At 70.7% G+C, this 23,459-nt stretch carries 24 protein-coding genes and 1 pseudogene; 12 read left to right on the top strand and 13 right to left on the bottom strand.

Annotated features, from left to right (window positions below; genetic code table 11):
• Nucleotides 1-212 precede the first annotated feature (212 nt).
• The 3 genes from ACZ9QC_RS41700 (at nt 213) to ACZ9QC_RS41690 (ending at nt 2,928) form a co-directional block, all read left to right on the top strand.
• Nucleotides 213-1,589 carry a radical SAM protein gene (locus ACZ9QC_RS41700; protein ID WP_472921963.1) on the top strand — a complete coding sequence of 459 codons (1,377 nt, stop codon included), beginning with the start codon at nt 213-215 and terminating at the stop codon, nt 1,587-1,589.
• On the top strand, nt 1,586-2,611 hold the full coding sequence (locus ACZ9QC_RS41695) for an aminotransferase class I/II-fold pyridoxal phosphate-dependent enzyme (RefSeq protein WP_472917888.1): 1,026 nt from the start codon (nt 1,586-1,588) through the stop codon (nt 2,609-2,611). The genes ACZ9QC_RS41700 and ACZ9QC_RS41695 overlap by 4 nt, the downstream gene beginning before the upstream one ends.
• A gap of 131 nt (nt 2,612-2,742) precedes the next feature.
• Nucleotides 2,743-2,928 (top strand): hypothetical protein, encoded by a 186-nt coding sequence (locus tag ACZ9QC_RS41690; protein WP_472917887.1) that lies wholly within the window; start codon nt 2,743-2,745, stop codon nt 2,926-2,928.
• A 148-nt stretch (nt 2,929-3,076) separates the two neighbouring features.
• Here ACZ9QC_RS41690 and ACZ9QC_RS41685 read toward each other — a convergent pair whose 3' ends face one another.
• Together ACZ9QC_RS41685 and ACZ9QC_RS41680 are read right to left on the bottom strand one after the other, a co-directional pair.
• Nucleotides 3,077-3,523 (bottom strand): hypothetical protein, encoded by a 447-nt coding sequence (locus ACZ9QC_RS41685; RefSeq protein WP_472917886.1) that lies wholly within the window; start codon nt 3,521-3,523, stop codon nt 3,077-3,079.
• A 625-nt stretch (nt 3,524-4,148) separates the two neighbouring features.
• Nucleotides 4,149-4,847 (bottom strand): alpha/beta fold hydrolase, encoded by a 699-nt coding sequence (locus tag ACZ9QC_RS41680; RefSeq protein ID WP_472921962.1) that lies wholly within the window; start codon nt 4,845-4,847, stop codon nt 4,149-4,151.
• 229 nt (nt 4,848-5,076) lie between these two features.
• Between ACZ9QC_RS41680 and ACZ9QC_RS41675 the strand changes: the two genes are divergently transcribed.
• Complete coding sequence (locus tag ACZ9QC_RS41675) at nt 5,077-6,081, top strand: helix-turn-helix transcriptional regulator (protein WP_472917885.1); 1,005 nt, start codon at nt 5,077-5,079, stop codon at nt 6,079-6,081.
• Nucleotides 6,082-6,096: 15 nt separating this feature from the next.
• On the opposite strand, the gene ACZ9QC_RS41670 is transcribed toward ACZ9QC_RS41675, so the two are convergent.
• The 3 genes from ACZ9QC_RS41670 to ACZ9QC_RS41660 form a co-directional block, all read right to left on the bottom strand.
• Nucleotides 6,097-6,834, bottom strand: a complete 738-nt coding sequence (locus ACZ9QC_RS41670) for a hypothetical protein (RefSeq protein ID WP_472917884.1) — start codon at nt 6,832-6,834, stop codon at nt 6,097-6,099.
• Nucleotides 6,831-7,451: a hypothetical protein gene (locus ACZ9QC_RS41665; RefSeq protein WP_472921961.1), complete on the bottom strand. Its 621-nt coding sequence runs from the start codon at nt 7,449-7,451 to the stop codon at nt 6,831-6,833. Before ACZ9QC_RS41665 ends, ACZ9QC_RS41670 begins: the two co-directional genes overlap by 4 nt.
• 323 nt (nt 7,452-7,774) lie before the next feature.
• Nucleotides 7,775-8,569, bottom strand: a complete 795-nt coding sequence (locus ACZ9QC_RS41660) for an alpha/beta fold hydrolase (protein ID WP_472917883.1) — start codon at nt 8,567-8,569, stop codon at nt 7,775-7,777.
• Between the two features lie 549 nt (nt 8,570-9,118).
• On the opposite strand from ACZ9QC_RS41660, the gene ACZ9QC_RS41655 reads away from it, so the two are divergent.
• Nucleotides 9,119-10,054, top strand: coding sequence for an aminoglycoside phosphotransferase family protein (locus ACZ9QC_RS41655; RefSeq protein ID WP_472917882.1), 936 nt, complete (start codon nt 9,119-9,121; stop codon nt 10,052-10,054).
• A gap of 32 nt (nt 10,055-10,086) precedes the next feature.
• On the opposite strand, the gene ACZ9QC_RS41650 is transcribed toward ACZ9QC_RS41655, so the two are convergent.
• The 3 genes from ACZ9QC_RS41650 to ACZ9QC_RS41640 all read right to left on the bottom strand — a co-directional run bounded on the left by ACZ9QC_RS41650 (nt 10,087) and on the right by ACZ9QC_RS41640 (nt 13,106).
• Nucleotides 10,087-10,812 (bottom strand): FadR/GntR family transcriptional regulator, encoded by a 726-nt coding sequence (locus tag ACZ9QC_RS41650; protein WP_472917881.1) that lies wholly within the window; start codon nt 10,810-10,812, stop codon nt 10,087-10,089.
• Nucleotides 10,813-11,278: 466 nt separating this feature from the next.
• Entirely contained in the window at nt 11,279-12,781 is a 1,503-nt protein-coding gene (locus ACZ9QC_RS41645; RefSeq protein WP_472917880.1) for an aldehyde dehydrogenase family protein, read from the bottom strand.
• Between the two features lie 139 nt (nt 12,782-12,920).
• On the bottom strand, nt 12,921-13,106 hold the full coding sequence (locus ACZ9QC_RS41640) for a hypothetical protein (RefSeq protein ID WP_472917879.1): 186 nt from the start codon (nt 13,104-13,106) through the stop codon (nt 12,921-12,923).
• A 110-nt stretch (nt 13,107-13,216) separates the two neighbouring features.
• Between ACZ9QC_RS41640 and ACZ9QC_RS41635 the strand changes: the two genes are divergently transcribed.
• From ACZ9QC_RS41635 to ACZ9QC_RS41620, 4 genes and pseudogenes are all read left to right on the top strand, one after another.
• Nucleotides 13,217-14,113: an IclR family transcriptional regulator gene (locus ACZ9QC_RS41635; RefSeq protein WP_472917878.1), complete on the top strand. Its 897-nt coding sequence runs from the start codon at nt 13,217-13,219 to the stop codon at nt 14,111-14,113.
• A 180-nt stretch (nt 14,114-14,293) separates the two neighbouring features.
• Nucleotides 14,294-14,497, top strand: a pseudogene (locus ACZ9QC_RS41630) (alcohol dehydrogenase catalytic domain-containing protein); the annotation flags it as partial.
• 95 nt (nt 14,498-14,592) lie between these two features.
• Nucleotides 14,593-14,760, top strand: coding sequence for a hypothetical protein (locus ACZ9QC_RS41625; protein ID WP_472921999.1), 168 nt, complete (start codon nt 14,593-14,595; stop codon nt 14,758-14,760).
• A 103-nt stretch (nt 14,761-14,863) separates the two neighbouring features.
• A complete protein-coding gene (locus tag ACZ9QC_RS41620) occupies nt 14,864-16,324 on the top strand; it encodes an aldehyde dehydrogenase family protein (protein ID WP_472917877.1) in 1,461 nt (486 codons plus the stop codon).
• Here ACZ9QC_RS41620 and ACZ9QC_RS41615 read toward each other — a convergent pair.
• Nucleotides 16,312-17,268: a helix-turn-helix domain-containing protein gene (locus ACZ9QC_RS41615; protein ID WP_472917876.1), complete on the bottom strand. Its 957-nt coding sequence runs from the start codon at nt 17,266-17,268 to the stop codon at nt 16,312-16,314. The genes ACZ9QC_RS41620 and ACZ9QC_RS41615 overlap by 13 nt on opposite strands.
• Before the next feature lie 93 nt (nt 17,269-17,361).
• On the opposite strand from ACZ9QC_RS41615, the gene ACZ9QC_RS41610 reads away from it, so the two are divergent.
• The 3 genes from ACZ9QC_RS41610 (at nt 17,362) to ACZ9QC_RS41600 (ending at nt 20,340) form a co-directional block, all read left to right on the top strand.
• Complete coding sequence (locus tag ACZ9QC_RS41610; RefSeq protein WP_472917875.1) at nt 17,362-18,228, top strand: SDR family oxidoreductase; 867 nt, start codon at nt 17,362-17,364, stop codon at nt 18,226-18,228.
• A 144-nt stretch (nt 18,229-18,372) separates the two neighbouring features.
• A complete protein-coding gene (locus tag ACZ9QC_RS41605) occupies nt 18,373-19,134 on the top strand; it encodes a nuclear transport factor 2 family protein (protein WP_472917874.1) in 762 nt (253 codons plus the stop codon).
• Between the two features lie 141 nt (nt 19,135-19,275).
• Entirely contained in the window at nt 19,276-20,340 is a 1,065-nt protein-coding gene (locus ACZ9QC_RS41600) for a protein-ADP-ribose hydrolase (protein ID WP_472917873.1), read from the top strand.
• 260 nt (nt 20,341-20,600) lie between these two features.
• Here ACZ9QC_RS41600 and ACZ9QC_RS41595 read toward each other — a convergent pair whose 3' ends face one another.
• The 4 genes from ACZ9QC_RS41595 to ACZ9QC_RS41580 all read right to left on the bottom strand — a co-directional run bounded on the left by ACZ9QC_RS41595 (nt 20,601) and on the right by ACZ9QC_RS41580 (nt 23,411).
• Nucleotides 20,601-21,989 carry an erythromycin esterase family protein gene (locus tag ACZ9QC_RS41595; protein ID WP_472917872.1) on the bottom strand — a complete coding sequence of 463 codons (1,389 nt, stop codon included), beginning with the start codon at nt 21,987-21,989 and terminating at the stop codon, nt 20,601-20,603.
• Nucleotides 21,990-22,144: 155 nt separating this feature from the next.
• On the bottom strand, nt 22,145-22,624 hold the full coding sequence (locus ACZ9QC_RS41590; protein WP_472921960.1) for an SMI1/KNR4 family protein: 480 nt from the start codon (nt 22,622-22,624) through the stop codon (nt 22,145-22,147).
• Between the two features lie 89 nt (nt 22,625-22,713).
• Nucleotides 22,714-23,247: an AAA family ATPase gene (locus tag ACZ9QC_RS41585; protein ID WP_472921959.1), complete on the bottom strand. Its 534-nt coding sequence runs from the start codon at nt 23,245-23,247 to the stop codon at nt 22,714-22,716.
• 8 nt (nt 23,248-23,255) lie between these two features.
• Nucleotides 23,256-23,411, bottom strand: a complete 156-nt coding sequence (locus ACZ9QC_RS41580) for a hypothetical protein (RefSeq protein WP_472917871.1) — start codon at nt 23,409-23,411, stop codon at nt 23,256-23,258.
• Between the last annotated feature and the right edge of the window lie 48 nt (nt 23,412-23,459).

Raw genomic sequence — 23,459 nt, 5'->3', positions numbered from 1 at the left:
GTGCGTCTTCTGGTTCCTGTCCGTGATCCGGCCCTACACGCCGGTAGTGCCATCGCACGGACGCCTCGAAGCCGTCGGCAGATGGTGCCTCGCTACCGGGCGAACGATGCCTGATGCGGCACCAGCTGGTTCCCGAACGCGGCGCGGGCCTTGCGTCGATCGCTGGATTAACCCGCTTTCAGACAATAGAGGCTGTCAAGCATGATGACGGGATGAACCACAGCGACCAGCGCTTCCACGTCATCGTGCTGTCGAACTTCGCGAAGGGATTCGACAAGTACGCGTTCGCTTACGGCAAGGCGGGGATTCCGGAAAGCACCTATCCCGACCGGTTTCATCTGCTGACGCGTACGGAGTTGGGAATCGGCATAGGCAAGGCGCGACGTCTGCTCGACCGTCTGGCCATTCCCGGTGACCGGCTGCTGGTGCTGGAAACCATGGTGGACCCCGACGAGCTGGTGCCCAACGTCTCGACCGGCCTCGGCATGGAGCTGCACGAGGCTCGCATCCGGCTGTCAGCGGTCCACGAGCTCGACGAAGCGGGCAGTGCAGACGCGGCAAGCGCAGCAGATGCGGCAAGCGACGAGTTCACCCTGCGCCCGACCACCGTCGAGGACGCGATGGCCGCCTCCCTGCACCTGCAGGGTTCGGCGCTGCGTCGCTACGCCGACACGCGACCTCGCTCGGTGTCGATCCTTCCGGTCGCCTCCGCCTGCCAGGCCCGGTGTTCGTTCTGCTTCTCCTCCGCTTCGATCTCCAGCGACCAGGCGCCGGCACGGGTCCCGTGGGACGCGGTCGCCCTCTGGCTGGAGCGCGCCCGTGCGGCAGGTGCCGAGCGTGCGGTGATCACGGGTGGCGGGGAGCCCACGCTCATACCGTTCGACCAGCAGGTGCGGCTGGTGTCCGCCTGCTCCGCGGCCTTCCCGAAGGTCGTCCTGATCACCAACGCGCACACCCTCGCGAAAGCCGAGAAAGCCGACCGGGCCGACCGCCTCGCAGCCCTCAGCACCGCGGGGCTGAGCGTGCTCGCCGTCTCCCGGCACCATCACGACGACACCGTCAACGAGCGGCTCATGATGCTGCGCACGCCGGTGAGCTCTGTCATCGACACCTGGCGTGTGGAACGGGACCGCTGGCCGGGGCTGCGGATGAGACTGATCTGCGTGCTCCAGCACGGCGGTGTCGCCGACGCGGCCGGGGTCGCCGACTACCTTTCGTGGGCCGTGGCTCTCGGTGTCGAGGAAGTCTGCTTCAAGGAACTCTACGTATCCACCAGCACCGAGTCGCTGTACTTCGACCGCACGGCCAACGTCTGGAGCCGAGACCACCAGGTTTCGCTGTCCGTCGTCACCGGGTTCGCCGAGCGGCACGGCTTCGCACTGGCGAGCCGCCTGCCCTGGGGCGCGCCGGTCTACCAGGGCAGCTGGGACGGACGGCCGATCCGGATCGCCGCCTACACCGAGCCCAGCCTGCTCTGGGAACGCACCCACGGCATCGCACGAAGCTGGAACGTCATGGCCGACGGACGCTGCTACGCCTCCCTGGAGGACCGGGCCAGCGAGATCGTGCCGGAAGGTGCGGCGGCATGAGGTTCGAGGGGTTCCAGGAGTTCCAGGAATTCCGGCAGCGACAGCTCGGCGCCTCCTCGGCACTGCTGGACGCCGCCGAGACCAACGTGTACAGAGCCCTCGCACCCTTGCGGCCGGAGCCCCCGACCGACGTGCGTACGGTGCACCGGTGCGATCTCGCCCGTGCCTGGCTGCGGCGCTTCGAGCTGCCGGAAGAGTGGTCCGGCCACGCCATGGTCTGCCGAGGGGTCCGGCACGGACTCGGTGTGGTGTTCCCCTGGCTGCGCGCCGTGCGAGCGCGGTTGTGGTTGCCCGGCGACGTCTACCCGGTCTACTTCGAGCTGGCCCGGACCGCCGGTCTTGAGCCCCTGTCCTACCCGACGCTGCCGGCGCCGATCCTGCCGACGTCGCCGACGCCGGACAACCGCCCCGAGTACCTGCTGCTCGCCAACCCCAGCAAGCCGCTGGGCCGTTACCTGTCCGATGCGGAGTGCGCGGCGGTGACCAGGTGGTTGCGGGAATCACCGAGCCGCCGCTTGCTGATCGACAGCGTCTACGACCTGGGAGCCCCGCTCGCCGCCGGCACACGACGGTTGCTCGACACCGGTCGTGCGGTCCTGCTGCATTCGGTGACCAAGGGATGGCTGTGGCCACGCACGTTCGGCGTGGTCCTGCTGGGCCGGGGCCAGACCGAACTGGCCGAAGCGTTCAGAGCGGATCCGCCGACGCCGGCTCAGCTGAGGCTCGCCGACCGTCTGCTGACCGAGCACGGCGACGTGCCCCGGCAGGTCATCGACGAACTGACCGCACGAGCTGAGCAGTTGTTCGAACGACTGCCGAACGAAGTGCTCGGTGCGATTCCCGAGACGAGCCGGACCTGTCCCGGCAACTACTTCTTCCCCGTCGAGATCCCTGCGCAGACACTTCGGCGCGAGTACGGCGTGCTAGCCATGCCGGTCAGCGTGTTCGGGGAGAGCGACTGGTCCGGCTCGATCCTGACCAGCCTTGCCGACACCTTCGCTGCGGCACACCATCACGGATGACCGTCGCAGCGCCCAGCCCTGGCTGGGGAACGTACGTATGCGATTACGTAGTTCTACTGGCGCCTCCGGAATGCAGCGTGGAGAGACTCTGTCCAGTCAATGAGTTCAGCTGAACAGGGGAGAGTTCTGCGGTGGTTTCCAAGATTCGTGTCCTTGTCGGCATGCTCGTGCTCCTGGCACTGGCCATCGGCGCCATCGCCCTGCTCGCGGCCACGCAGGCCGACGCCACCTGGTTCACGATCGTTCCGATCGGCATCCTCGTCATCGGCGCGTCCGTCGTCCAGTCACTCGGTTGGTTCAACAAGAAGGGCCAGTGACTGGTCCTGGCGGTCCCCCAGGCCGCAGGACGGCAAGGCTCGTCCTTCAAAACCAGAGCTGCGATTCAGCGCCGGGCGTCGCGAGCGTGGGGTTCCCACCACCGTCGGAACCCCACACCGCGGGCCGTGCATCAGGGGACTACCGCGGTCATGCGAGTTGTCGCGACTCCCCATGAGACGCCACTCGGGGCTCCCGCCCTACCGCATCGGACACCTCGGACACCTCGAACACCTCGGACGGCTCAAATGACTCAGACGACTCGGACGCGAGCGGCTCCGCCGCCCGGCCCTTCACCTCCCACTCCCTGGCAGCCAGCGCCCTCGCCAGCATCTTCGCCCGGTAAGGGTTCGACGTATCGAGGGCCTTCGCCACCTCCACGGCCTCGTCCAACAGGGCCAGGCGTCGCTCAGCCAACTCCCGCAGCAGCGGCGACGCGCTTGCCTCCACCAGGACGTACGCCAGCTTCGACCCGTACGTCTCCGGCTCGACCTGCGTCAGCAGACGGTAGATCCACAGCCCCTCGGCGCCACGCACCACCCGCCTGTTGGCACTCAGCAGCTTGACCCTCGCCAGCACGACCATGTCCTGATCCATCGATCCCCCTCCATCACGCCACCCCCCTGCCCATGCACGTCACACGGTGAGACAGCACGCCGACCGCGCCGACAACCGAGCACGATTGCCGACACGTTGGCCGGAGAGTGGATGACGTCGAGTCTGACGCGCGGCACCAACTGCCACAAGAACAAACGGACGTGCGCTGTGTCCTACCGAAAACCACCTCCGAACAGGCATGATGGACCTGACACTCACTCAAGGACTGTCTTCACGTCACCGTATGAGTTGCGCAAGGGGCTACCACCGCAGCCGGGCACTGCTCCCATTTGCCGGAGTATGGACGTCGGCAGGCGTGTGGTGGTGGCGGGACTCGGGGCAGTGGGGGCGCCGGTGATGGGGGCGAGTCGGGTTGTCGGCAGCGGGAAGAACATGGTCACGGCCGACCGATCCGTGTCCCGCCGGACCGACCAGCGGCCGGCGTTCACCGCGGGCGCATGACCGGCTGGGGCAGCTCAATCCTCGCGGCCCGTCGCGGTGACGCCCAGAGTAAGCGGCGCCCGCCGGCTTGAGCAGCGTGACGAGCATGGTCAACGCGGCGCGACGTCCCGGCGCCAGCGGCCGTATTTTCCGTACGGTCAGTGCACCGGCGGGCCGGGCCACTTCACGTTCCATCGGCCGCCGCGTCGGCTGCCGTGGCCAGGATCCGGGCCAGTTCGGCAGGCTGGGTGATCATGGGCCAGTGGCCCGAGTCGATGTCGGCGAGGTCGACGTGCTTGGCCCGGGCGAGTTCCGGGACGTCGCCGGCGTCGATCCACTCCTGAGCCTGCGCGGGCGTGAACTCCGGGCATACGACCACGACCGGGACGTCGAACCGCCGGTCGTCCGCCAGCCGCACCACGCCTTGGGCCACACCTTGGGGTACGGGGATCGCGGCAGCCGCCAGCTCCCGCCGGGCCTCGTCATCGAGGTCGGCGGCATCCGGCCCCTCGAACGGGCCCCAGCCCGGGAAGGGCATGACGCCGTCCCGTACCTCGAAGAAATCGGCGTACAACTGGCCGTGGGAGGACGGGAAGCCGCCGATGAGGGCGACCTTGGCCAGCCGCCCCGGCCGTCGGTCGGCGGCCAGCCAGGCCAGCGAGCAGGCGGCGGAATGCCCCACCACCATCAGCCTGCCGGGCGCGGCGTCCACTGCGGCGAGCACCGCCTCCAGCTGGTCGTCGAGCGTGGCGGACGTGGAGCCGTCCCCCTGGCCCGGGAGGGTGAGCGGCACCGGGCGATGGCCGAGTGCCTCCAGCGCGGAGGCGACACGGCCCCACACGGATCCGTCCAGCCACAGGCCACCGATGAGCAGGATGTTCATGGTCAGTTCCCCTTCTTCCGCCGCACTCCTGTGCCGCACGAAGGTCACCGTAGGAGGAGATCCGGACGATCCACTGCCGGTTCGTACGGCGATCACCCGAGCGCCCGCCGAAGTCCCGTGCGGGCCGAGGGGGAACGCACCGTCCTGCGCGCGCCCTCGCTCCTCACGGGGCCGGGGATTCCCACGGACTCGTCTGCCCGGGCGCAGCGGAGCGGACTAGCCTGCTTGCGTGCCGAACGATCTCAGCCCCACCGCGCGAGCCCTGCGTGCCCTGGAGATCATCCAGACCCGGCCCGGTACGACAGCCGGTGAACTCGCCGAACGGCTGGGCGTCACGGAGCGGGCGGCGCGCCGCTACGTCGGGATACTCCGGGAGGCCGACATCCCCGTGGAGTCGACCCGGGGGCCGCACGGCGGCTACCGGCTGGGGCGCGGGACGAGGTTGCCCCCCGTGCATTTCACGCAGGCGGAGGCCCTCGGCCTGGTGATGGCCGTACTCAGCGGCCAGCCGGGCGCGGCCGACGCCGACGACCTGGTCAGCACCGCCCTGGGCAAGGTCGTCAAGGCGCTGCCGGAGAGCGTCGGCCACCACGCGGCGATGCTGCGGGAGTACGCGTCGGCCGCACCGGACCCGTACTCGGCCCGCCCGGATCCGGCCGTCACCGGCGAGCTCGTCGGTGCCGTCGCCGCCCGGGAGCGCGTGTCGGTCACGTACCGCAGCGAGGCGGGCGACGAGTGGGAGGCGGAGGTCGATCCCTGGTCCCTCGTCGTCCGTTACGGGCGCTGGTACCTGCTGTGCCATTCCCACCGCGCGAACGCGATCCGCACGTACCGGGTCGACCGGGTCCACGCCGTCCGGAGGATGGGGCACGGGTTCGAACCGCCGGAAAATCTCGATCCGGTGGCGGTGTTGGAGGAGAACCTGGGCCTCGGATGGGAATTCTCCACGCGGGTGGTGTTCGACCTCCCGCTGACCGAGGTGGCCCCCTGGATCCAGCCGCCCATGGGACGGCTCGAACCCTTGGGAGGCGGGTGCGTGCTGGTCGGCAGCACGCGCAACCCGGCCATGTACGCGCAGGAATGGCTCGCGAGGCTGCCGTTCGCATTCCGGGTCGAGGGCGGCGAAGAACTGCGTGCGGCGGTCGCGGCGGTCGCGACGCGGTTCACGGCAGCCGTGGCCGACCCCGCACGCACGTCGACGTGCCGGAGCCAACCTCACACAGGTTGCTCATGAGTTCGCGTACGCCTCCTACTCGTGCCGCGCGGAGAAGAACCCAGTAACCCCACAGGGGAGGTGCGCATCCCGAGTGCCCGCCGCGCCGTGTTCGACTGGTCGGCCCGCGGGCCAATGGGGGTTCGGAGTGCCGTCATCGTTCATGTGCGCCCGCCGCCACAGTGCCTTCCAGCTGTACGGGGTCGTCGGCACGAGCTGGTGGCGCCGCCCGCACGGACACGGCGTCGGCGCCCACGCGCAGCAGCCGCACAGCTCCACCCATCCGTGCCCGGTCGAATGCGGCTCCAGCGGTCCCTCGTCCCCGCACGCCGGGCAACCCGGCAGCTCAGCTCCGTCGAGAAGCGCGTTCTGCCGCCGAACGTACTCGGGCAGCCGCAGAGGCGGGTGGCGGAACGGCTCGTCGTACCAGGCGCGCTCCGATCCCTCCCACCAGCACCGCAGCCACCACGGCCGAGGGTTCGGCACAGCCCGCCGCCCGGCACGCTTCTCCGCCCGGCGCTGCCCGGCATACTCCCTGGCCCGCGCGAGCCACAGCACCCGCGCCTCGTGCAGCTCCTCCACCGCCCGCACCAGCGCGTCCGGATCGGCCTCCAGCCGCCGGGGAATCGCGGCGCTGAGCGTGAGGTGGTGGTACGTGGCCCGCAGGCCGTAGGGCGCGAAGACGGTGAGACAGGTCCGCAACGCGCTGTGCCGGCGGTGCAGGGGGAGCCGGGCGTCGTGCACGCGCGCCCGGTGGGTCAGGAAGCTGGTCACTGTGTGAGTTCCAGGTCCAAGGCCCGGGCCAAGGCGGCGGTGACGGCGGTGGCGTACGGGGGCAGGTGGTCCGCGGCCCAGCTTCCGGCGAGGTCGTGGAAGTCCCGCAAGTCCTGCTGGGCGCCGGTGACCAGGGCGCGCACCTCGTCCACCGGCAGGTCGATCACCGGGCTGTCGTCCCCCGCGTGGGCGTCGAGCGTCAACCGGACGGTGTCGCCGACGCGTTCGGCCATCGAGGACGGGTCGTGTCCGAATGACGCCCAGCCGGTGCCGTCGAGCACCTCCAGCCATTCCCTCCATGTCTCCAGGCCGTTGCAGCAGCCCGGGTCGATGAAGACGGTTCCGGTGGCGTCGTCGGTCACCCGGAATCCGCCGGCGGCCAACAGGTCGGGCATGGTGAGCATCCCGTGCAGGAACACGCCGATCGGGTCGCTCGGGCACGGCCCGTACTCCTCCTCCGGCTCGAAGTCGTTGCACTCGGCGATCCGCATGATCGCCGTCCCGACCTGCTCCGGAGTCAGCTGGCCGTGCAGCGCGAGACAGCCGTACGACTCGTGCTCGCCGATCGGCCAGAGCGCGAAGCCGTCGGCGGCGACGATCTCCAGGACGGGTTGCATCACGATCACACGGCGATGATGCCGGACCCACGGCCGCACCACCACGGGCTTTCGCTGCGCATCAGGTTCAAGGCGGGCTCCGACCGTCCGGGTCGCAGAGGTCGTTCAGGCCGTGGCTGCGGCGGCGTCCGCCCCCAGCGGATGCCCTTCTTGCTTCAGGACGCGGGCGCGTTCTCTGCCCCGGGACAAACCCTCCGGTCTCGGCCAGACGGCGGCTGACCTCGGCAGAACCGCTGTAGGACCAGGAGACATCCGAACTGTTGACGCGTCCGTCGCCCGGGAAAGGAATCAGCCCCATCCGGCACCCCCTGCTTTCTTGGCCCTCAGGATCGACCGGTCAGGAATTCGCGGATGGCGGGAGCGGTGGCGCGGGCGAGGTCCTCGGCGGTCCTGAGGTCGTCGCCGATCGGGATCATGGCCAGCTGTCCGTCGGGGAGGGTCTCGGCGGCCTGTTCGGCGAGAGCGGTGGGGTGGCGTGGGTCGGTGCCCGGGAAGATGAGGGTCGGTGCGGTGATCGTCGCGAGCTCGTCCACGCTCCGGAAGGAACGGTCGTGGCCGATGGCGGCTGCGGCCACGATGCTGGCGGGGTCCGATCGGGGGATGGCGTCGCGCACCATGGCACCGACAACGGGAGGGAATCCGGCGAGGATGGGCTCCCAGCCCGCCTCGATGCCGTCAGCCTCGACGCGGGCGGCGAACTCGTCGAGGAAGCGGATCTCGGCCTTCTTGGCCTCGTCGTCCTCGATGTCCTCCACCCCGATGAGCACAGCTGCCAGGACCCGCTCCGGGTACGCGGCGGCCGTCCGAAGCGTGATCGTGGAGCCCAGGCCCGCGCCGGCCAGTACGGCACGGGCAATACCGAGGTGGTCCAGGAGTCGCATGACGTCCTCGACGTACTGGGCCCAGGTATGGCGGGCCGGGTCCGTGCAGACCGACCGGCCGTAGCCTCGCAGGTCGGGCAGTACGACCGTGAAGCGATCGGCAAGACGCTCGGCCAGCGGGAGCATGCTCTTGTGGTCAGGGCCACCGGCATGCAGGAGAACCAGGGCCTGCCCCTCTCCGGTGACGGTGGCGTACAGGGTGCAGTCGTCGGCCGCCTGGTAGCTGATCTCTTCCATGAGCCGAATCTAGAGCGACCACAGCAGTGTTCGGTACGCGTTGATCCGCCGACGGATGTCGCGGAGCTCGCCAGTAGGTAACGGCTCCGGCGCCCCTCACACCAAGCACGCCTGTTGACTGGTGGTCGGCGTCCCCGGTGAGGACGTGGGCACCGTGAAGGACGCGGGCGGATACGTCGTCATGAACGGCACGGAGAACGGCCTCCAACAGACCTGGGATCCGGTCGACCGAGCCGTGCAGCGGACAGAGACACATCAGGTCCACCGGATGCGCGTCGTGCGCCAGCCGCGTGAGGAATCCCTCGGAAAAACCGTCCCGCACAGGTGTCTCCAGCCGTTCCGTCCCCTGCCCCGTCGTGGGCACGGGGCAAATCTACGGTCAGCGTGGAGGCACGCCACTACGGGAAGCTGTTCGAAGGTCTGATCGCCGGCGCCGATCTGCCCGCGCTGGTGTACGCGGCCACGGCGTCGGGACAGCCGAATCCGCTGGGATCCGACGGCGGGCGGGGCCCTTGCCGGTCTCATGCTCGGATGGAGAAGATCCTGGACATGAAAGCCTCACTCTCCGACCCATGGCTCGCGTACTTCGCCGACCGCGGGCACACCGGTGTCCGTCGCATCGGTGCTGGTGTCGAGGGCGTCGTCTACGGGCTGGGCCAGGGCCGGGCGGCCAAGGTGTGGAGCGGTCGGCCAGCGGTCGACCTCGACCTGACCCGCCAGGTGTACGCGGACATCGCGCGGCACTCCCTGCCGTTCGCCACCCCGGAGATCTTCGACGTCGAGGACCACGAGGGCGTCCTGGTGACGTACGAGCGTGCACTCCCCGGGGGCCCGATGCGGGTCGACTCCGCGCACGCCGCCTACGAGCGCGACCTGCCCACCCCGCACAAGGACGCACTCCTCGCCGTGCTTCGAGGCCTGGCCTCCGTGCCCGGCACCGACGCCATGCGTGCGTTGACGGTCCAGGGTGACGACCGTCCGCTGTGGCGGGACCGCGACGGCTTCCGCGACGCCCTCGCGGCCCTGGTCGCCCGGGCCGCGGGCCGGCACGGTGCCGCCCTGGCCGCCCACGTGCCGGACTTCGACACGGGGGTCGAACGCACGCTGGAGGCACTGCTCTCGCTCCCCGACGCCCCGGTGACCGTGATCCACGGCGATCTCGTCCCGCCCAACATCCACGTCGACGCGACCGGACGGCCCGTCGCCCTGCTCGACTTCGGCTTCTGCACGACCGCCGGCGACCCGGCCTTCGAGGCCGGCGTCACCGCCGCCGTCCACGACATGTACGGGCCGTACGCCGCAGAGCACACCGCTGAGCTGACCGCGCTCTTCGCCCACGAGCTGGGGTACCCGCCGGCGACGCTCACCACCTATCAGGCCGCATACGCACTCATCACCTATGACCTCTTCGGCCTGGACGAACGCGACGGGCACTTCCGGTGGTGCGCGCAGCTGCTCCGCCGCAACGCCGTGTTCAGCGCCTGAAGCGGATGCCCGTCACCGCGATCGTCCCGCTCTCAGCCGGAGTTCGCTTCGGTGGCCGAGGGAGCAGCACCTTCGGACTCAAGGTGTTCGCGCAGCCACTGTTCCGTGCTGCTCACATGCAGCAGCGCGGCTGCCTGGCTGAGCGTGGCGTCGCGGGCGGCCAGCGCCTCGTAGATCGCCTCGTGCTCCATGACGGTCCTGGCCGCGACCTGCGCGTCGACCTGGCCTCGCCAGACGCGGGCGCGCAGCGTGCGGCCGGAGACGCCTTCGAGCAGTGCCAGCAGGGACTCGTTGCCCGTGGCCTCGACGACGGCGCGGTGGAAGGCCGCGTCGTGCGCGTTGAGGAGTTCGACGTCGTCGCGGGCCTCCCGCATCGCGTCGAGATGGGTTTTGACACCTGCCAGTTGCTCGTCGGTGATGCGGGTGGCAGCGACCCCGGTGGCGGCGGGTTCGAGCAGCCGCCGTACTTCCATCAGGTCCAGCAGCGCGCCCGCGTCGGTCTGGAGCAGTTCCACGGCACCGCCGAGGCCCTCGAGCAGCACGCTCGCCTGCAGGCTGGTGACGTAGGTGCCGTCGCCCCGCTTGACCTCCAGCACACGGGCGACCGCCAGCGCCTTGACCGCCTCGCGCGCCAGGTTGCGGGACAGCCCCAGCTGAGCCGCCAGATCCGGCTCGGGAGGGAGCTTCGAACCGGGCGGCAGCTCGCCGGTCCGGATCAGCTCCCGAATCTGCTCGATGGCCTTGTCCGTGAGGGACACCGTGCCCCCTCTTCGTGCGTGTGCGGTTCCGGTACCTCCGGTCCGTCGGGACCTCGAGGACGCGTCGACTGTGCGGTCCGGCCGCTCCGAGGGACCGGGTCACCGTCACGCATACCGAGCGCGCAGTTGATGATACGGGGACGTGCGAACGGGAACCTCGTCGCTGGCTCGGGCGGGTGCCGACTCCACCTCGCGGGTGCCGCGTGGCGCGCCAGGCCGGGCCCCAGCCGGTACGGCGCGCCTGCGGGTGCCCGGCCAGCAGGCGGATCTGTCGTTCCCGGTCGGTCAGGTCACCGCCCGCGATGGGCGGCTTCCCCGCGGGGTGGACGTCGTAGGGTTCGGTGCGCGGGTACGTCCCGCGACCGGCCGGGCGCCGCGTCGTCCTCCCTCGGCCCGGCAGAAGGGGACGCAGAACGGGCCGGACGCAGAACTGCCCGTCAGCACCGACGTCAGAACCATCAGGCGGTCAGAACGGGAAGTCGCGGGGCTCGCCGCGCAGTGTGATCCAGCGGAGTTCGGTGAAGTCCTCGGCCGCGAACCCCGTGCCGAAGCGGCCCCAGCCGCTCTCCTTCACGCCGCCGAAGGGCATGTTCGGTTCGTCGTTGACCGGTTGGTCGTTGACATGCACTATCCCCGCCTGGAGGCGGCGGGCGATGTCCAGTCCACGATGGACGTCGCCGGTCAGCACACCTGCGGTCAGCCCGTAGCGGGATGCGTTCGCGCGCTCCACCGCGTGGTCGGCGTCGTCGACCGTCTCCAGGATCACAACCGGGCCGAAGGTCTCGTCGAAAGCGAGTTCGGCGTCCTCGGGGACGTCGGTCAGGACGGTGGGCGGGTAGCACGGCGGTTCGGCCACTCCCCCGGTCAACAGGCGGGCGCCCATCGAGACGGCCTCCTCGACACGGCGGTCCAGGAGGGACAGCGCCCATTTGTTGATCACCGGTCCGACCACGGTGCGCGGGTCGTGCGGGTCACCGACGGGCAGCGCGGCCGCCCTCTCGGTGAAGCGGCGCGTGAACTCCTGCGCGATCGGTCGCTCCACGTAGATCCGGCGGGCACACATGCACACCTGTCCCTGGTGCACGAACGCGCCGTAGATCGCGGCGTCGACCGCGTAGGACAGGTCGGCGTCGGCGAGGACGAGCAACGGGTTCTGGCCGCTGAGCTGGAGGACGACGCGCTTGAGGTGGCGGCCGGCCGTCTCGGCGAGACGGCGGCCGGTGGGCGTGGAGCCGGTGAAATTGACGCGGCGTACCGAGGGATGGGACAGGAGCGCGTCCGCTATGGCACCGGCGTCGCCGGGGGCATGGGTGATCACGTTGAGGACGCCTGGCGGGAGCCCGGCTTCGGCGAAGATCTCCGCCCAGAGGGTGCCGCCGGTGAGAGGGGACTCCTCGGACGGCTTGAGGACGACCGTGTTGCCGAGGGCGATCGGGGCGACGACGCCGCGACCGGACAGCACCAGCGAGGCGTTCCACGGGGCGATGGCGGCGACGACTCCGACCGGCCCACGAACGGCGAGCGCCCGGGTCCCGGGGATGTCCGAGGGCAGCACCTGTCCGACAGCGGTGTAGGGAAGTCCGGCGGCCTGGCGGAGCAGCGAGACGCCGAAGTCGACCTGCACCGTCGCGTAGTGGCGGCCGCACCCCGTCTCCGTCGTGAGCAGGCCGATCACCTCCTCGCGGCGGCGGTCGAGGACGTCCGCCGCACTCAGCAGGACCCGCTGTCGCTCGGCCGGCAGCGCCTGGGCCCACCCGGCGAAGGCCGCCTGGGCGGCGTCCACCGCCCGGCGGGCGTCCTCCGCGTCACCCGCGGCGACCGTCGCCATGACGGCTCCGGACCACGGGTCGTGATCGGGGTAGGTCCCTCCGCCCAGTGAATCGGTCCACGCGCCGCCGATGTGGTGGCGCACCGTGACAGGCCGGGCCGGCGGGCCCGCGTCCGTCGCCGTGGGGTCGGGAACGTTCACCTGGCCAAGTCTCCCTCTTCGACGACCGGGGAGGGGCCCCCTGCCGCGGCAGATGGTAACCGAGGGGTAGCGGCTGGAGAGCGAACCAGTCGATCAGCCCGCTCCCCGGCACGCCGCTCCCCCACCTCTGCGCGTGCCGTCACCTGTCGCGGACGGCGGCGAGCGCACCGCCGTCGACGAGGATGTCGACGCCGTTCAGGAGACTCGCCTCGTCGGAGAGCATGAACGCGAGACGGCCGCGACCTCCTCCGAGCGGCCGGTGCGGCGGAGGGGCGTCACGTCGACGAGTGAGGTCGACCTCGAAGACACGTCGCCAGGCGGCCATGCTGGTCGAGATGCCGGCCGCGTGGGCAACGGCTCGCAGCGTACGGGTGTGATCATCCGGTCTGTCGAAGCGTGTTCCAATAGTTCAAACACTCGGCGCTACGATGCGACATGACCTCCCGGACACCGCCGTCGGCATCCGACGAGCCCCAGCCTCCCCTCGCGGCCGACGACACCGAGGACACCGAGGACACGGTGGCGCCCCCGAAGGCGGCGGTCGCCGCCGGGTTCTCCCAGTCGCTGGAACGCGGCCTGCTGATCCTGTCCTCGTTCAGCGAGAACCGCCCCGTGCTGGGCATCTCCGACCTGGGGCGCGCGGTCGGCCTCAATCGCAGCACGGCGTACCGGTACGTGGCCACACTCGCCAAACTCGGCTATCTGCAACAGGACCCGGACTCCCGGAAGTACTCCCTGGGGCCCAAGGTCGTCGATCTCGGATTCGCGGCGATCAACTCCATGGAGATCACCCGCGTCGCCGGGCCGCTCCTCCAGGCCCTGTCGGACGAGACCGGCTACACCGTGAGCATGGCCGTGCTCGACGGCCCGGACATCGTCTACGTCGACCGGCGGCGCAGCGGACGCGCGGGCACCTTCGCCCTGGGGCTCCACCTGCATGTCGGCTCCCGCCTTCCGGCGTACTGCACCTCGATGGGCAAGGTCCTGCTCGCGCACCGGGAGCCGGCCGTACTGCGTGACCTGATCGATCGCACGGATCTCGCCCGGCGAGGGCCCAAGACCATCACCGCGCGGGAGCAGCTCATGGTGGCTCTGGCACGGGTCCGGCGGACCGGATTCGCCGTCAGCGACGAGGAACTGGCGCCAGGGCTGCGGTCGCTGGCCGCGCCGGTGCGGGACCGTTCCGGCGCCGTGGTGGCCGCGGTCAATGTCGCGGTGCACCTCACGGTGTGGAACGTCTCGATGGAATCCGTCATGGCACGTCTGGAAGCTCCCCTGCGGCGAGCGACGACGGAGATCTCGGGCCGGCTCGGCCATCGGCCGCAGTCCTGACCGGGAGGGGGCGCCGGACGATCTTGTTTGAATAGTCAAAACGCTGGTCTCCAGATACGAAACTGCTCGGCCTCGTTTCATTGACACCGGGTCCGGACAGGCGCAGACTCACGCCGCCGCAGTCTGTGGATCTAAGTTCACCAGGAGAACAGTGCTGTTCCCTGTGCCCGGGAGGCCGCCATGCGCATACAAGCCGCCGTCTTCGACGAGCAGGACGGCCCGTTCCGGCTTCAGGACGTCGAGTTGGAGGAGCCGGGAGCCGGCGAGGTGGTCGTGCGGATCGCGGCCACCGGTATCTGCCACACCGACGGCCTGGCACGTCACGGTGATCTCCCCTTCCCCTCCCCCGGAGTGCTCGGCCACGAGGGCGCGGGGGTCGTGACCGCGGTGGGTGCCGGTGTCACGTCGGCGCGGGAGGGCGACCACGTCGTGGGCACCGGCATCATCTCCGTCGTACGCCGGCAGCGGACTCGGTCGGCATGCTCGGCACCTGGGCGCTCATCGGCGCGCTCATCGACCTGTACCGCCAGGGTCGCTTCCCCATGGATCGCCTCGTCTCCTGGTTCGCGTTCGACCGGATCGAGGAGGCACTGGAGGCGTCGTACGCCGGCGACGTCATCAAGCCGATCGTCCGCATGCCCGCCTGAGATTCGCAAGCTGCTCCAACCCCCGCACACCCCGTAGCCCGCCCCCCCGTAGCCCGCACACCCCGTGGCCCGCCACGACAGCCCGTACCGAAAGAAGCCCTTCATGTCTCTCACCCGTGAACTCCGCATCGACGGCAAGGACGTCCCCGCTCTCTCCGGCCGTACCGCCGAGGACGTCAACCCCTACACCGGCGAGGTCTACGCGACCGTCGCCGCGGCCGGCCCGCAGGACGTGACCCTGGCCGTCGACGCGGCCGACGCGGCCTTCGCCGCATGGGCCGCGCTCGCGCCGTTCGCCCGTCGCGCGATCTTCCTCAAGGCAGCGGATCTGCTGGACGCGCGTGCCGAGCAGGTGGCCGACATCATGGCCCACGAGGCCGGCGGCACCCGGCCGTGGGCGTACTTCAACGTGGCGCTCGCGGCGAACATCCTGCGTGAGGCGGCGGCCGCGATCACCGCGCCGCGTGGCGAGGTCCTCAGCAGCCAGAAGGAGGGCGCGCTCGGTCTCGCGGTGCGTGAACCGCTGGGCGTGGTGGCGGCGTTCGCGCCGTGGAACGCGCCCGTCATCCTCGGGGTGCGGGCCGTGGCGGCGCCGCTGGCCGCCGGGAACACGGTCGTCGTCAAGCCCAGCGAGGACGCGCCGATCGCCTGCGGTCTGCTGGTCGCGGACGTGTTCCGCGAGGCGGGCCTCCCCGACGGCGTGCTCAACGTCGTCACCAACGCCCCCGAGGACGCCGCGGAGATCGCGGAGGCGCTGATCTCCGACGAGCGGGTGCGCGCGGTGAACTTCACCGGCTCCACCGGCGTCGGCCGGATCATCGGCGAGCACGCGGCCCGTCATCTCAAGCCCGCCGTGCTGGAGTTGGGCGGCAAGAACTCCGTGATCGTGCTCGACGACGCCGATGTGGACTACGCGGTCGACGCCGTCACCTTCAGCGTCTTCATGAACGCCGGGCAGATCTGCATGTCCGGCGACCGCATCCTCGTCCACGAGTCCCTCGCCGAGGAGTTCACGCAGAAGTTCACCGCCAAGGTCACCGGGCTCCAGGCCGGGGACCCCGCGCATCCGCACACCGTGGTGGGCCCGCTGGTCAGCGCCTCCGCCGCACAGCGCGTCGCCGCGCTGGTGGAGGACGCGGTCGCCAAGGGCGCCACCGTGCTGACGGGCGGCGGACGGCCCGAGGGCGCGGTGCACCCGGCGACCGTGCTCTCCGGCGTCACCAAGGACGCCGACCTGTACTACGCGGAGGCCTTCGGGCCGGTCTGCGTGGTCGAGACGTTCGGCGACGACGCGGACGCCGTGGCCGTCGCCAACGACACCGACAACGGTCTGAGCTGCGGCATCATCACCGAGAACGCCACCCACGGACTGGCCGTCGCGCGCCGCATCCGTACCGGCATCGTGCACGTGAACGACCAGTCGGTGGCGGACGAGCCGATGGCCCCCTTCGGCGGCGTCAAGGCCTCCGGCTACGGCCGGTTCGGCGGCCGGTGGGGCATCGAGGCGTTCTCGAACACCCGCTGGGTGACCATCGCGACCCAGCAGGCCCACTACCCGTTCTGATCCGTCCGCCCGTCGGCGCCCCTGCCAGGGGCCGTCGACGGCTCCGAGCCCGCCGCACGCCCCCGTACCCCGACGCGAAAGTCGATCGGGGTACGGCCCGTGCGCTGTATGAAGAACTTGCTGAACTGGGAGGGCGTGACGAAGCCGAGGCGGTCCGAGATCTGCGCCGCGCTGTCGTCGCTGTGCGCCAGCAGACGCTTCGCCTCCAGTACGACCCGGCGGTCGATGAACTCCTTCGCGCTGAGCCCGGCGCCCGACAGGGTCGCCCGGGCCAGCGTGCGCCCCGAGTAGCCGAGCATCTGGGCGTAGTCCTCCACCCGTCGGGTGGCGGTGAAGTGCCGTTCGACCGCGTCCCGGAAGCGCAGGTAGGTCTCGTCGGGCTCCGGAGCGGGACCGTCGGCCGGGCCGGTGAGGTGGGCCAGCCGCAGCAGGAGGACGGCGAGCAGGTGCCGCAGAGCCGCGATGTGCATGTCGAGAGGCAGACGGCCGAGGGACCGGAACTCGTGGCTCAGGTGGTCCGCGGCCATGGCCACCGCCTCGGCGTCGGCCGCGCCAGGAGTGGTGACGACCGGTGCGTACGGATCGTCGACCCTCGCGGCTGTCGCCGTGCCCGGGTCCAGCACGTCCTGCTGGAAGAGGATGAGGGTGCCCTCGGCGTGGGCGAGGTCGCCCCACTGGTGCACCTGCCCCGGGCGCACCCAGAGCCAGGAGCCCGGACTCAGGGCGTAGCCGTCGAAGTCGACGACGTGCCGGAGATCGCCCGAGGTGAGCGTGAGCAGATGATGGAAGCCGGGGCGTCGGGGCCGGGCGAGGTCCTCCTCGGGGACGCGCCGCCGTAGCTCGGCCAGCGACATGACCTCGATGCCGGCGGGTGTCCCGGCGGGCGCGGCGAAGAGGATCTCCGGGATGTCGCGTGGGGAGTCGTGTCGGTTTTTGGCCATCATCAGTCGCAAGTTTATCCGGCTTCCTCCCAGCTCTCTCCGTATGTTGACAGTGCCACTGGGGGAAACGGAACGTCTGCAGGAAGGCATGCCCACATGTCCGGAACAACCGCCGCATCCACCCCCACGACCGTCGTCACCGGGTCCACCGGCCGGCTCGGCGGCCGCGTCGCCCGGTGTCTGGCGGAGCGAGGACTGCCGCAGAAACTCCTGGTGCGAAGCCCGGAGCGCGCCCCTCGGCTGCCCGGGACGGTCGCCGTGCGCGGCGAGTACGCCGACCGGGACGCCGTGCTGGACGCCCTCGCGGGAACACGGACGCTCTTCATGGTCTCCGCGTCCGAGAGCGCCGACCGGCTCGCCCGGCACAAGGCGTTCGTGGACGCCGCCGCCGAGGCGGGTGTACGGCACCTGGTGTACCTCTCGTTCTACGGTGCGGCGCCCGACGCCACCTTCACCCTGGCGCGCGACCACTTCCACACCGAACGGCACATCCGCGCGAGCGGGCTGGCGTACACCTTCCTCCGGGACAACATCTACGCGGAGTTCGTCCCGGACCTCGTCGGCGAGGACGGTGCCATCCGCGGCCCGGCCGGCAGCGGGCGCGCCGCGTTCGTCGCCCAGGACGACATCGCCGACGCGGCCGCCGCGGTGCTGTCCCGGCCGGACGACCACGCGGGCGTGACGTACGACCTGACCGGACCCGAGTCGCTCTCGCTGGCCGACGCGGCCGCCGTCCTGTCCGAGCAGCTCGGACGCGCCGTCACCTACCGGGAGGAGACCGTCGAGGAGGCCTACGCCTCCCGTGCCTCCTACGGCGCTCCGGACTGGCAGCTGGACGCCTGGGTGTCCACCTACACGGCCATCGCCTCCGGCGAACTGGACGGCGTCAGTGATGCCGTGCCCCGCCTCACCGGCCGTCCCGCCACTCCCCTCGCCCACGTGGTCCGCGCCGTGGCCCGCTGACGCACGCAGAGACCAGCGTGTCGTTTTTTGAACATCACTGGTCCCCGTTTCTGCGGGGAAATCTCAGGTCGTTGGCATAGTTTGAACACATGCCCGCCGGGCCTTCGACCGTCCCGGCCAGGTCCCCGAACAAGGAAGCCAGTCATGAGCAACGCGAAGAACACCGTCCTTCAGGCCGCCACCGAACTCTTCGGGGACAAGGACCCCACGGCTGTGGACCGCTGGGTGGCCGCGGACTACCAGCAGCACAGCGCGCTCGCCGCCGACGGCCCCGAGGCCCTGCGCAAACTGGTCGCCGGCCTGGGCGAGGACTTCCGCTACGAGGGCGCCCGCGTCATCGCCGACGGTGACCTCGTCGCCCTGCACGGCACCTACCACGGCTTCGGTCCGGACCCGCTCGTCGGCTTCGACATCTTCCGGATCGACGCCGACGGCAAGCTGGCCGAGCACTGGGACGCCCTGACCCCGCTGGTCCAGGACACCGTCTCCGGCCGCTCCCAGACCGACGGCCCCGCAGCGGTCACCGAGACCGACAGGACCGACGCCAACCGCGCCCTGGTGGCCGAGTTCGCCGAGAAGGTCCTCGTCGGCGCCGACTACTCGGTGCTCACCGACTACATCTCCACGGAGACCTACCACCAGCACAACACCGAAGCCGCCGACGGCCTCGACGGCTTCGGGGCGGCCGCGGCCAAATGGGCCGAGCAGGGCAAGAACCTCGTCTACAAGAAGGTCCACCGGATCGTCGCGGAGGGCGAGTTCGTCCTGACCCAGTCCGAGGGCGAGTTCGGTGTGCCCGTCGCGTACTACGACCTCTTCCGTGTCGCGGACGGCAGGATCGTCGAGCACTGGGATGTCATCGCCCCCGTACCGGCCGAACTGCCGCACGGCAACGGCCTGTTCTGACGGGCCCGCACACCGCCCGGCTCGACCACACGTCAGCACACGCGAAGAAGTGTGAGTCACCGGCCGGTGGCCGGCCTCGCGCGCCCACGCGCGGGGCCGGCCACCGGCGAACCTCGCCCCCCGCACCACCCGGAGCTTTCGATGATGCCGATCCGCGTCGGATCAGATGCCGTCACCGGGACGGAGACCCGGTCCTCCTCGCTGTCCCTGGCCGCATACAGATCCGCCGTCGCCCTCGACGAGCCCTTCCGTCCGACGTCCGCCCCTGCCGCGGCCGCTCGGCTGGACGCTCATGTGCGCTCTGCACTGCGCCTGCTCGCCGCCGACCCGGCCGTGTCCCGTTCGGGGCTGCGGGCCGATACGCTGAGGCGCCTCACCGATGCGGACGGCGAAACCGGTGCCGACACCGAAACCGGCACCGACGCCGCCACGGCCCGTCGAGTGCTGCGCACCCTGCTGACCGTACGCGATCCCGGTCCGCTGCCGGAGGAAGTGGACCGGCATCTGGACGCGATCCTCGGCGCCGAGCGGGACCTACGCCCCGCCGTCCCGGCACACGAACTCCCCACCATCGGTGAGGAGTTCAACGGAACGGCCTACCCCGGCGCAGCCGGGACCGTGCTGTGGCGCGGAGACATCACCACACTGGCCGCCGACGCCGTGGTCAACGCCGCCAACAGCCGGCTGCTCGGCTGCTTCCGCCCGCTGCACCCCTGTATCGACAACGCCATCCACAGCGCCGCCGGACCTCGCCTGCGTGACGACTGCGCCACGATCGTCACGGCGCAAGGGGCCCTCGAACCCACCGGCACGGCCAAGATCACCCGCGGATACCACCTGCCGGCCCGGTACGTCCTGCACACCGTCGGCCCGGTCGTGCGGGGCCGTCCGCAGGCACGGGACGCCCGGTTGCTCGCCTCCTCCTACCGAGCCTGCCTGGACCTCGCGGCCGAGGTGGAGACCATCCGCACACTCGCGCTGTGTGCCATCAGCACCGGCGTCTTCGGCTACCCCAAGGAGGAGGCGGCACCCGTCGCGCTGCGCACCGTCGCCGACTGGCTCGCAGCGCATCCCGGTCGCTTCGACCGCGTGATCTTCACGGTGTTCGGGGAGGACGACGAACGGGCCTACCGCAGCGCCCTCGGCGCGGACGGGCGCACGGTACGCGCAGACACCGAGGGCCCGCTTCCCTCGACGGGACCGTAGGAACGCTTCAGCCGATCTTGCTCGCCGCGAGCGAGATCCGCCGCGAGCGAAACGACCTGCCCGCAGACCGCTTCGCGGAGGCCCGGCCTGCTGCGACATGGTCGGCTGACACGGCCTCGTCGGCAGGCACGACCTCGGTCCAGCCGCACTGTCGCGGGCGCCATCGGTCACCGAGCAGGGCGTCGACGAGCTGATCGGTGAGGGGCGGGACGATTCGCGTCCAACGGCTGGGCGCTCAGGGGGCGCGTGCCCTCGGGAGATCAGTCGCGTGGAAGCGGGCGGCTCGGCCGGATCTCGTGCAGGTGCACCAGCAGGTCCGCGGACCTCAGCAGGTTGACCTGGTCGTCGGGCGGAGGGAAGTCCGTGCCGATCTCCCGCTTCGGCCGGGGGGTGTCCAGCCAGGCTCGGGCGGCGGGTGGCGCGGTGCGCAGATCGAGGAACCAGTCGCGGTGACTCACCCGGTCCAGGGTGTGCTCGACCGAACCCGGGGCGGCGGGCTCCACCTCGAAGCGCTTGACGTCTTCGTCGACCGGGTCCTGCAGGCCCTGTTCGGTGGCGTGCACGGCGCCCCGGTCGAAGGAGAGCCCCACCGCCAGGTAGCCCCCGCCGAGTCGCTGCCGGAGCACCGTGCCCTGGGTGAGGGGGAGGTTGGGCGTGGAACTGCTGGTGTACAGATGGCTGTTGTGTCCGCCGACCACGAGCCGGTGACCTGTATGGCGATGCCACCACAGGGTGTTCTCCGCCATGGCGGTGTCGCGGTAGGCCATGGCTTCCCGCACGGCGCCGGGGTCCGTGAGATCGAAGGCGTACATGCGCGCCACCTGGTCGACGGCGGTGGCGTGCTGGACCGCCCAGGCGTGGCCGTCGGCATCCGCCTCGGCGGGTTCGCGGGCGCGGAGCAGAGCGAGGACACGGCCGGTGCGCTCGGCCCGAGCACGGCGCTCGTCCAGCGGCGCGGACGCGGCGGCACGCATCCACTCGCCGACGGGCAGGGTGGGGCGCAGTCCCCGATACAGCTCGGTGACGAGGGGCGACAGGTCGGGGTGGGCCCTGCGCACGTGGTCGACGACCCGGTCGTACGGTTCCGGTCCGGCGTAGGCATTGTCGTTGCCGACGAATCTGAGCGGGTCGTCGGGGTGTGCGACGTTGTACGCACGCATCCAGCGGACCATGTCCAGGTACTCCCGGCTGTGCAGCAGCAGGTAGGCGTTCTGGAACTCCTCGGACATGATCCGGGCGGGATCGCCACGACCGGTCAGCAGGTAGCCGTCCAGGCGGAGCCCCGCACTCCAGTTGGCCTCCAGGGCGAAGGAGCGGAAGCCCTTCTCCTCGACCAGGTACCGCACTGCACGATGCCTGAAAGTGACGAAGTCGCGGGAGCCGTGGGCGGCCTCGCCGATGCCCACCATGACCGCGTCGCCGACCGCCTGCCCGAAAGGACGCAGGTCCTCGGTGGGGCCCCAGGGATCGGCGGTGCGCAAGGGATGGGCGGCCCTCTCGAATGCCGGCAGTGGATCGTCGACGGTCGCGGACGACCCGCCCGAGGCCCCGGACCCCCCACCGGCCGGGGACGCCGCGACCACCCCGGGGACAACGGCGAGCAAGAGAAGCAGGACGACTGCGAGCCGCCTTGTCACGGAGGGTGTCATGACGCCAGCCTCCCCGCCCGGGTGCCGCACCGCGCCTCACATGCGCCCGGCCGGAGCAACGGCGCGGGGACGAGCGAGCCACGACCACGTCGCCGCATGGCGCCCCCGACGTGCGGCTGCCCCCGCAATCGATGCGGCTTCCTCGCGGCTTCCTCTCAGCGGCAGAGGGCCATGACGGTGTCGTCGAAGTCGGGGAACTCCTGGGTGGCCAGCTCGATCACGGCTGCGGCCGGTCGGCGGCGGTCCGGTGCGAAGCGTTCGGCGACGGCCGTCAGTTCGTGATCCGGGGTCGGGATCCAGTCAGGTTCGTACGATGTGGCCGCCTCCCAGGGGCCGAAGCCGTCGGCAAGCAGCCACAGGAAGTCGCCCAGGTCGCGCGCCACGACCCCGGTCTCCCCCTCGGAACCGAGGAAGACGACGGGTTGGTCCGTCAGGGGCCGGCCCGGCCGGATCAGCCAGAACGCCGCGTACCCACCCGAGCCGTCCTGGCCGAAGACGCGGAAGGCGTCGCCGTCCAGTTGGTCGTTTCCCGTCCATGCCCGGAACCAGTCGGTGGTCTCCTCGGCGGACAGGAACGCTTCGAAAGGTTCGAAGTCGACCCCGTCGCCGCCCGCGTAATCGAACGGGGCGGCCATGGCGGCGGCGAGCGCGGCGGGAAAACTGCGGTCATCGGCGAGCGTCACTCGCACAGGTTAGCGACAAGGCTGCCGCGACCGAGTCCCGGTCAGCGGTCCACCGCGGGCACGTGGGCCAGGCCGGTGTCTGCCATGATGCGGTCGACGGTCTGCTCCAGGGGGCTGTCAGCGCCGATGACGGTCTCGATCCCGCCGGGCAGCAGGTCCCGGGGCCGGTACCACTCCCGCAACCGGGCCTCCTCGACGACCTCGGCGATCGGTTTGGTGGCGTGCCGGGCGAGGGTTTCGTCGAACGGGACGTCCAGGTAGTAGTTGTGGGTCGGGCCGCGATGGTCGGCCCGGAGGCGGGCGAGCATGTCGCCGTAACGGTCGGCGTAGAGGATGCCTTCGACGACGACATGGAACCCCGCGTCGAGGGCGTAACGAGCCGTCAGGTCGATCAGGCCGATGTTCGCCGCGCCCGGCCGGTCGTGTTCGCGGAGCACCGTGCGGCGGAGGTTGTCCTGGGCGACCAGAGCCAGACCACGGCCGAACCGCTCCCGCAGGCCCTCCGCCACGGACGACTTCCCCGAGGCACTGTTGCCGCGCAGCACGACCAGCCGGGTTTCCTCAGTGCCCACCATCACGACGATCACGCTACCGACGACTCGGGGGAGGCGAGCGAAAACGGCAGTCCCCGGTCCGGGTCGAAGTCCCTGTTGACGGCGGCCGCCGCCGAGGCCATGCAGAACCGGCCCTCGTCGTCGATGGCCGACGCGCGCGGCGCGACACGGGCGAACGATGGCACCACCGGCGCCGACGCGCGGACCCTCCTCCGTCAGTGCGGCGGTGCGGA

The organism is Streptomyces sp. HUAS MS02 (assembly GCF_055702265.1).
The sequence above is the reverse complement of the archived record's forward strand: the minus strand, read 5'-3'. Positions and strand labels throughout refer to the sequence as shown.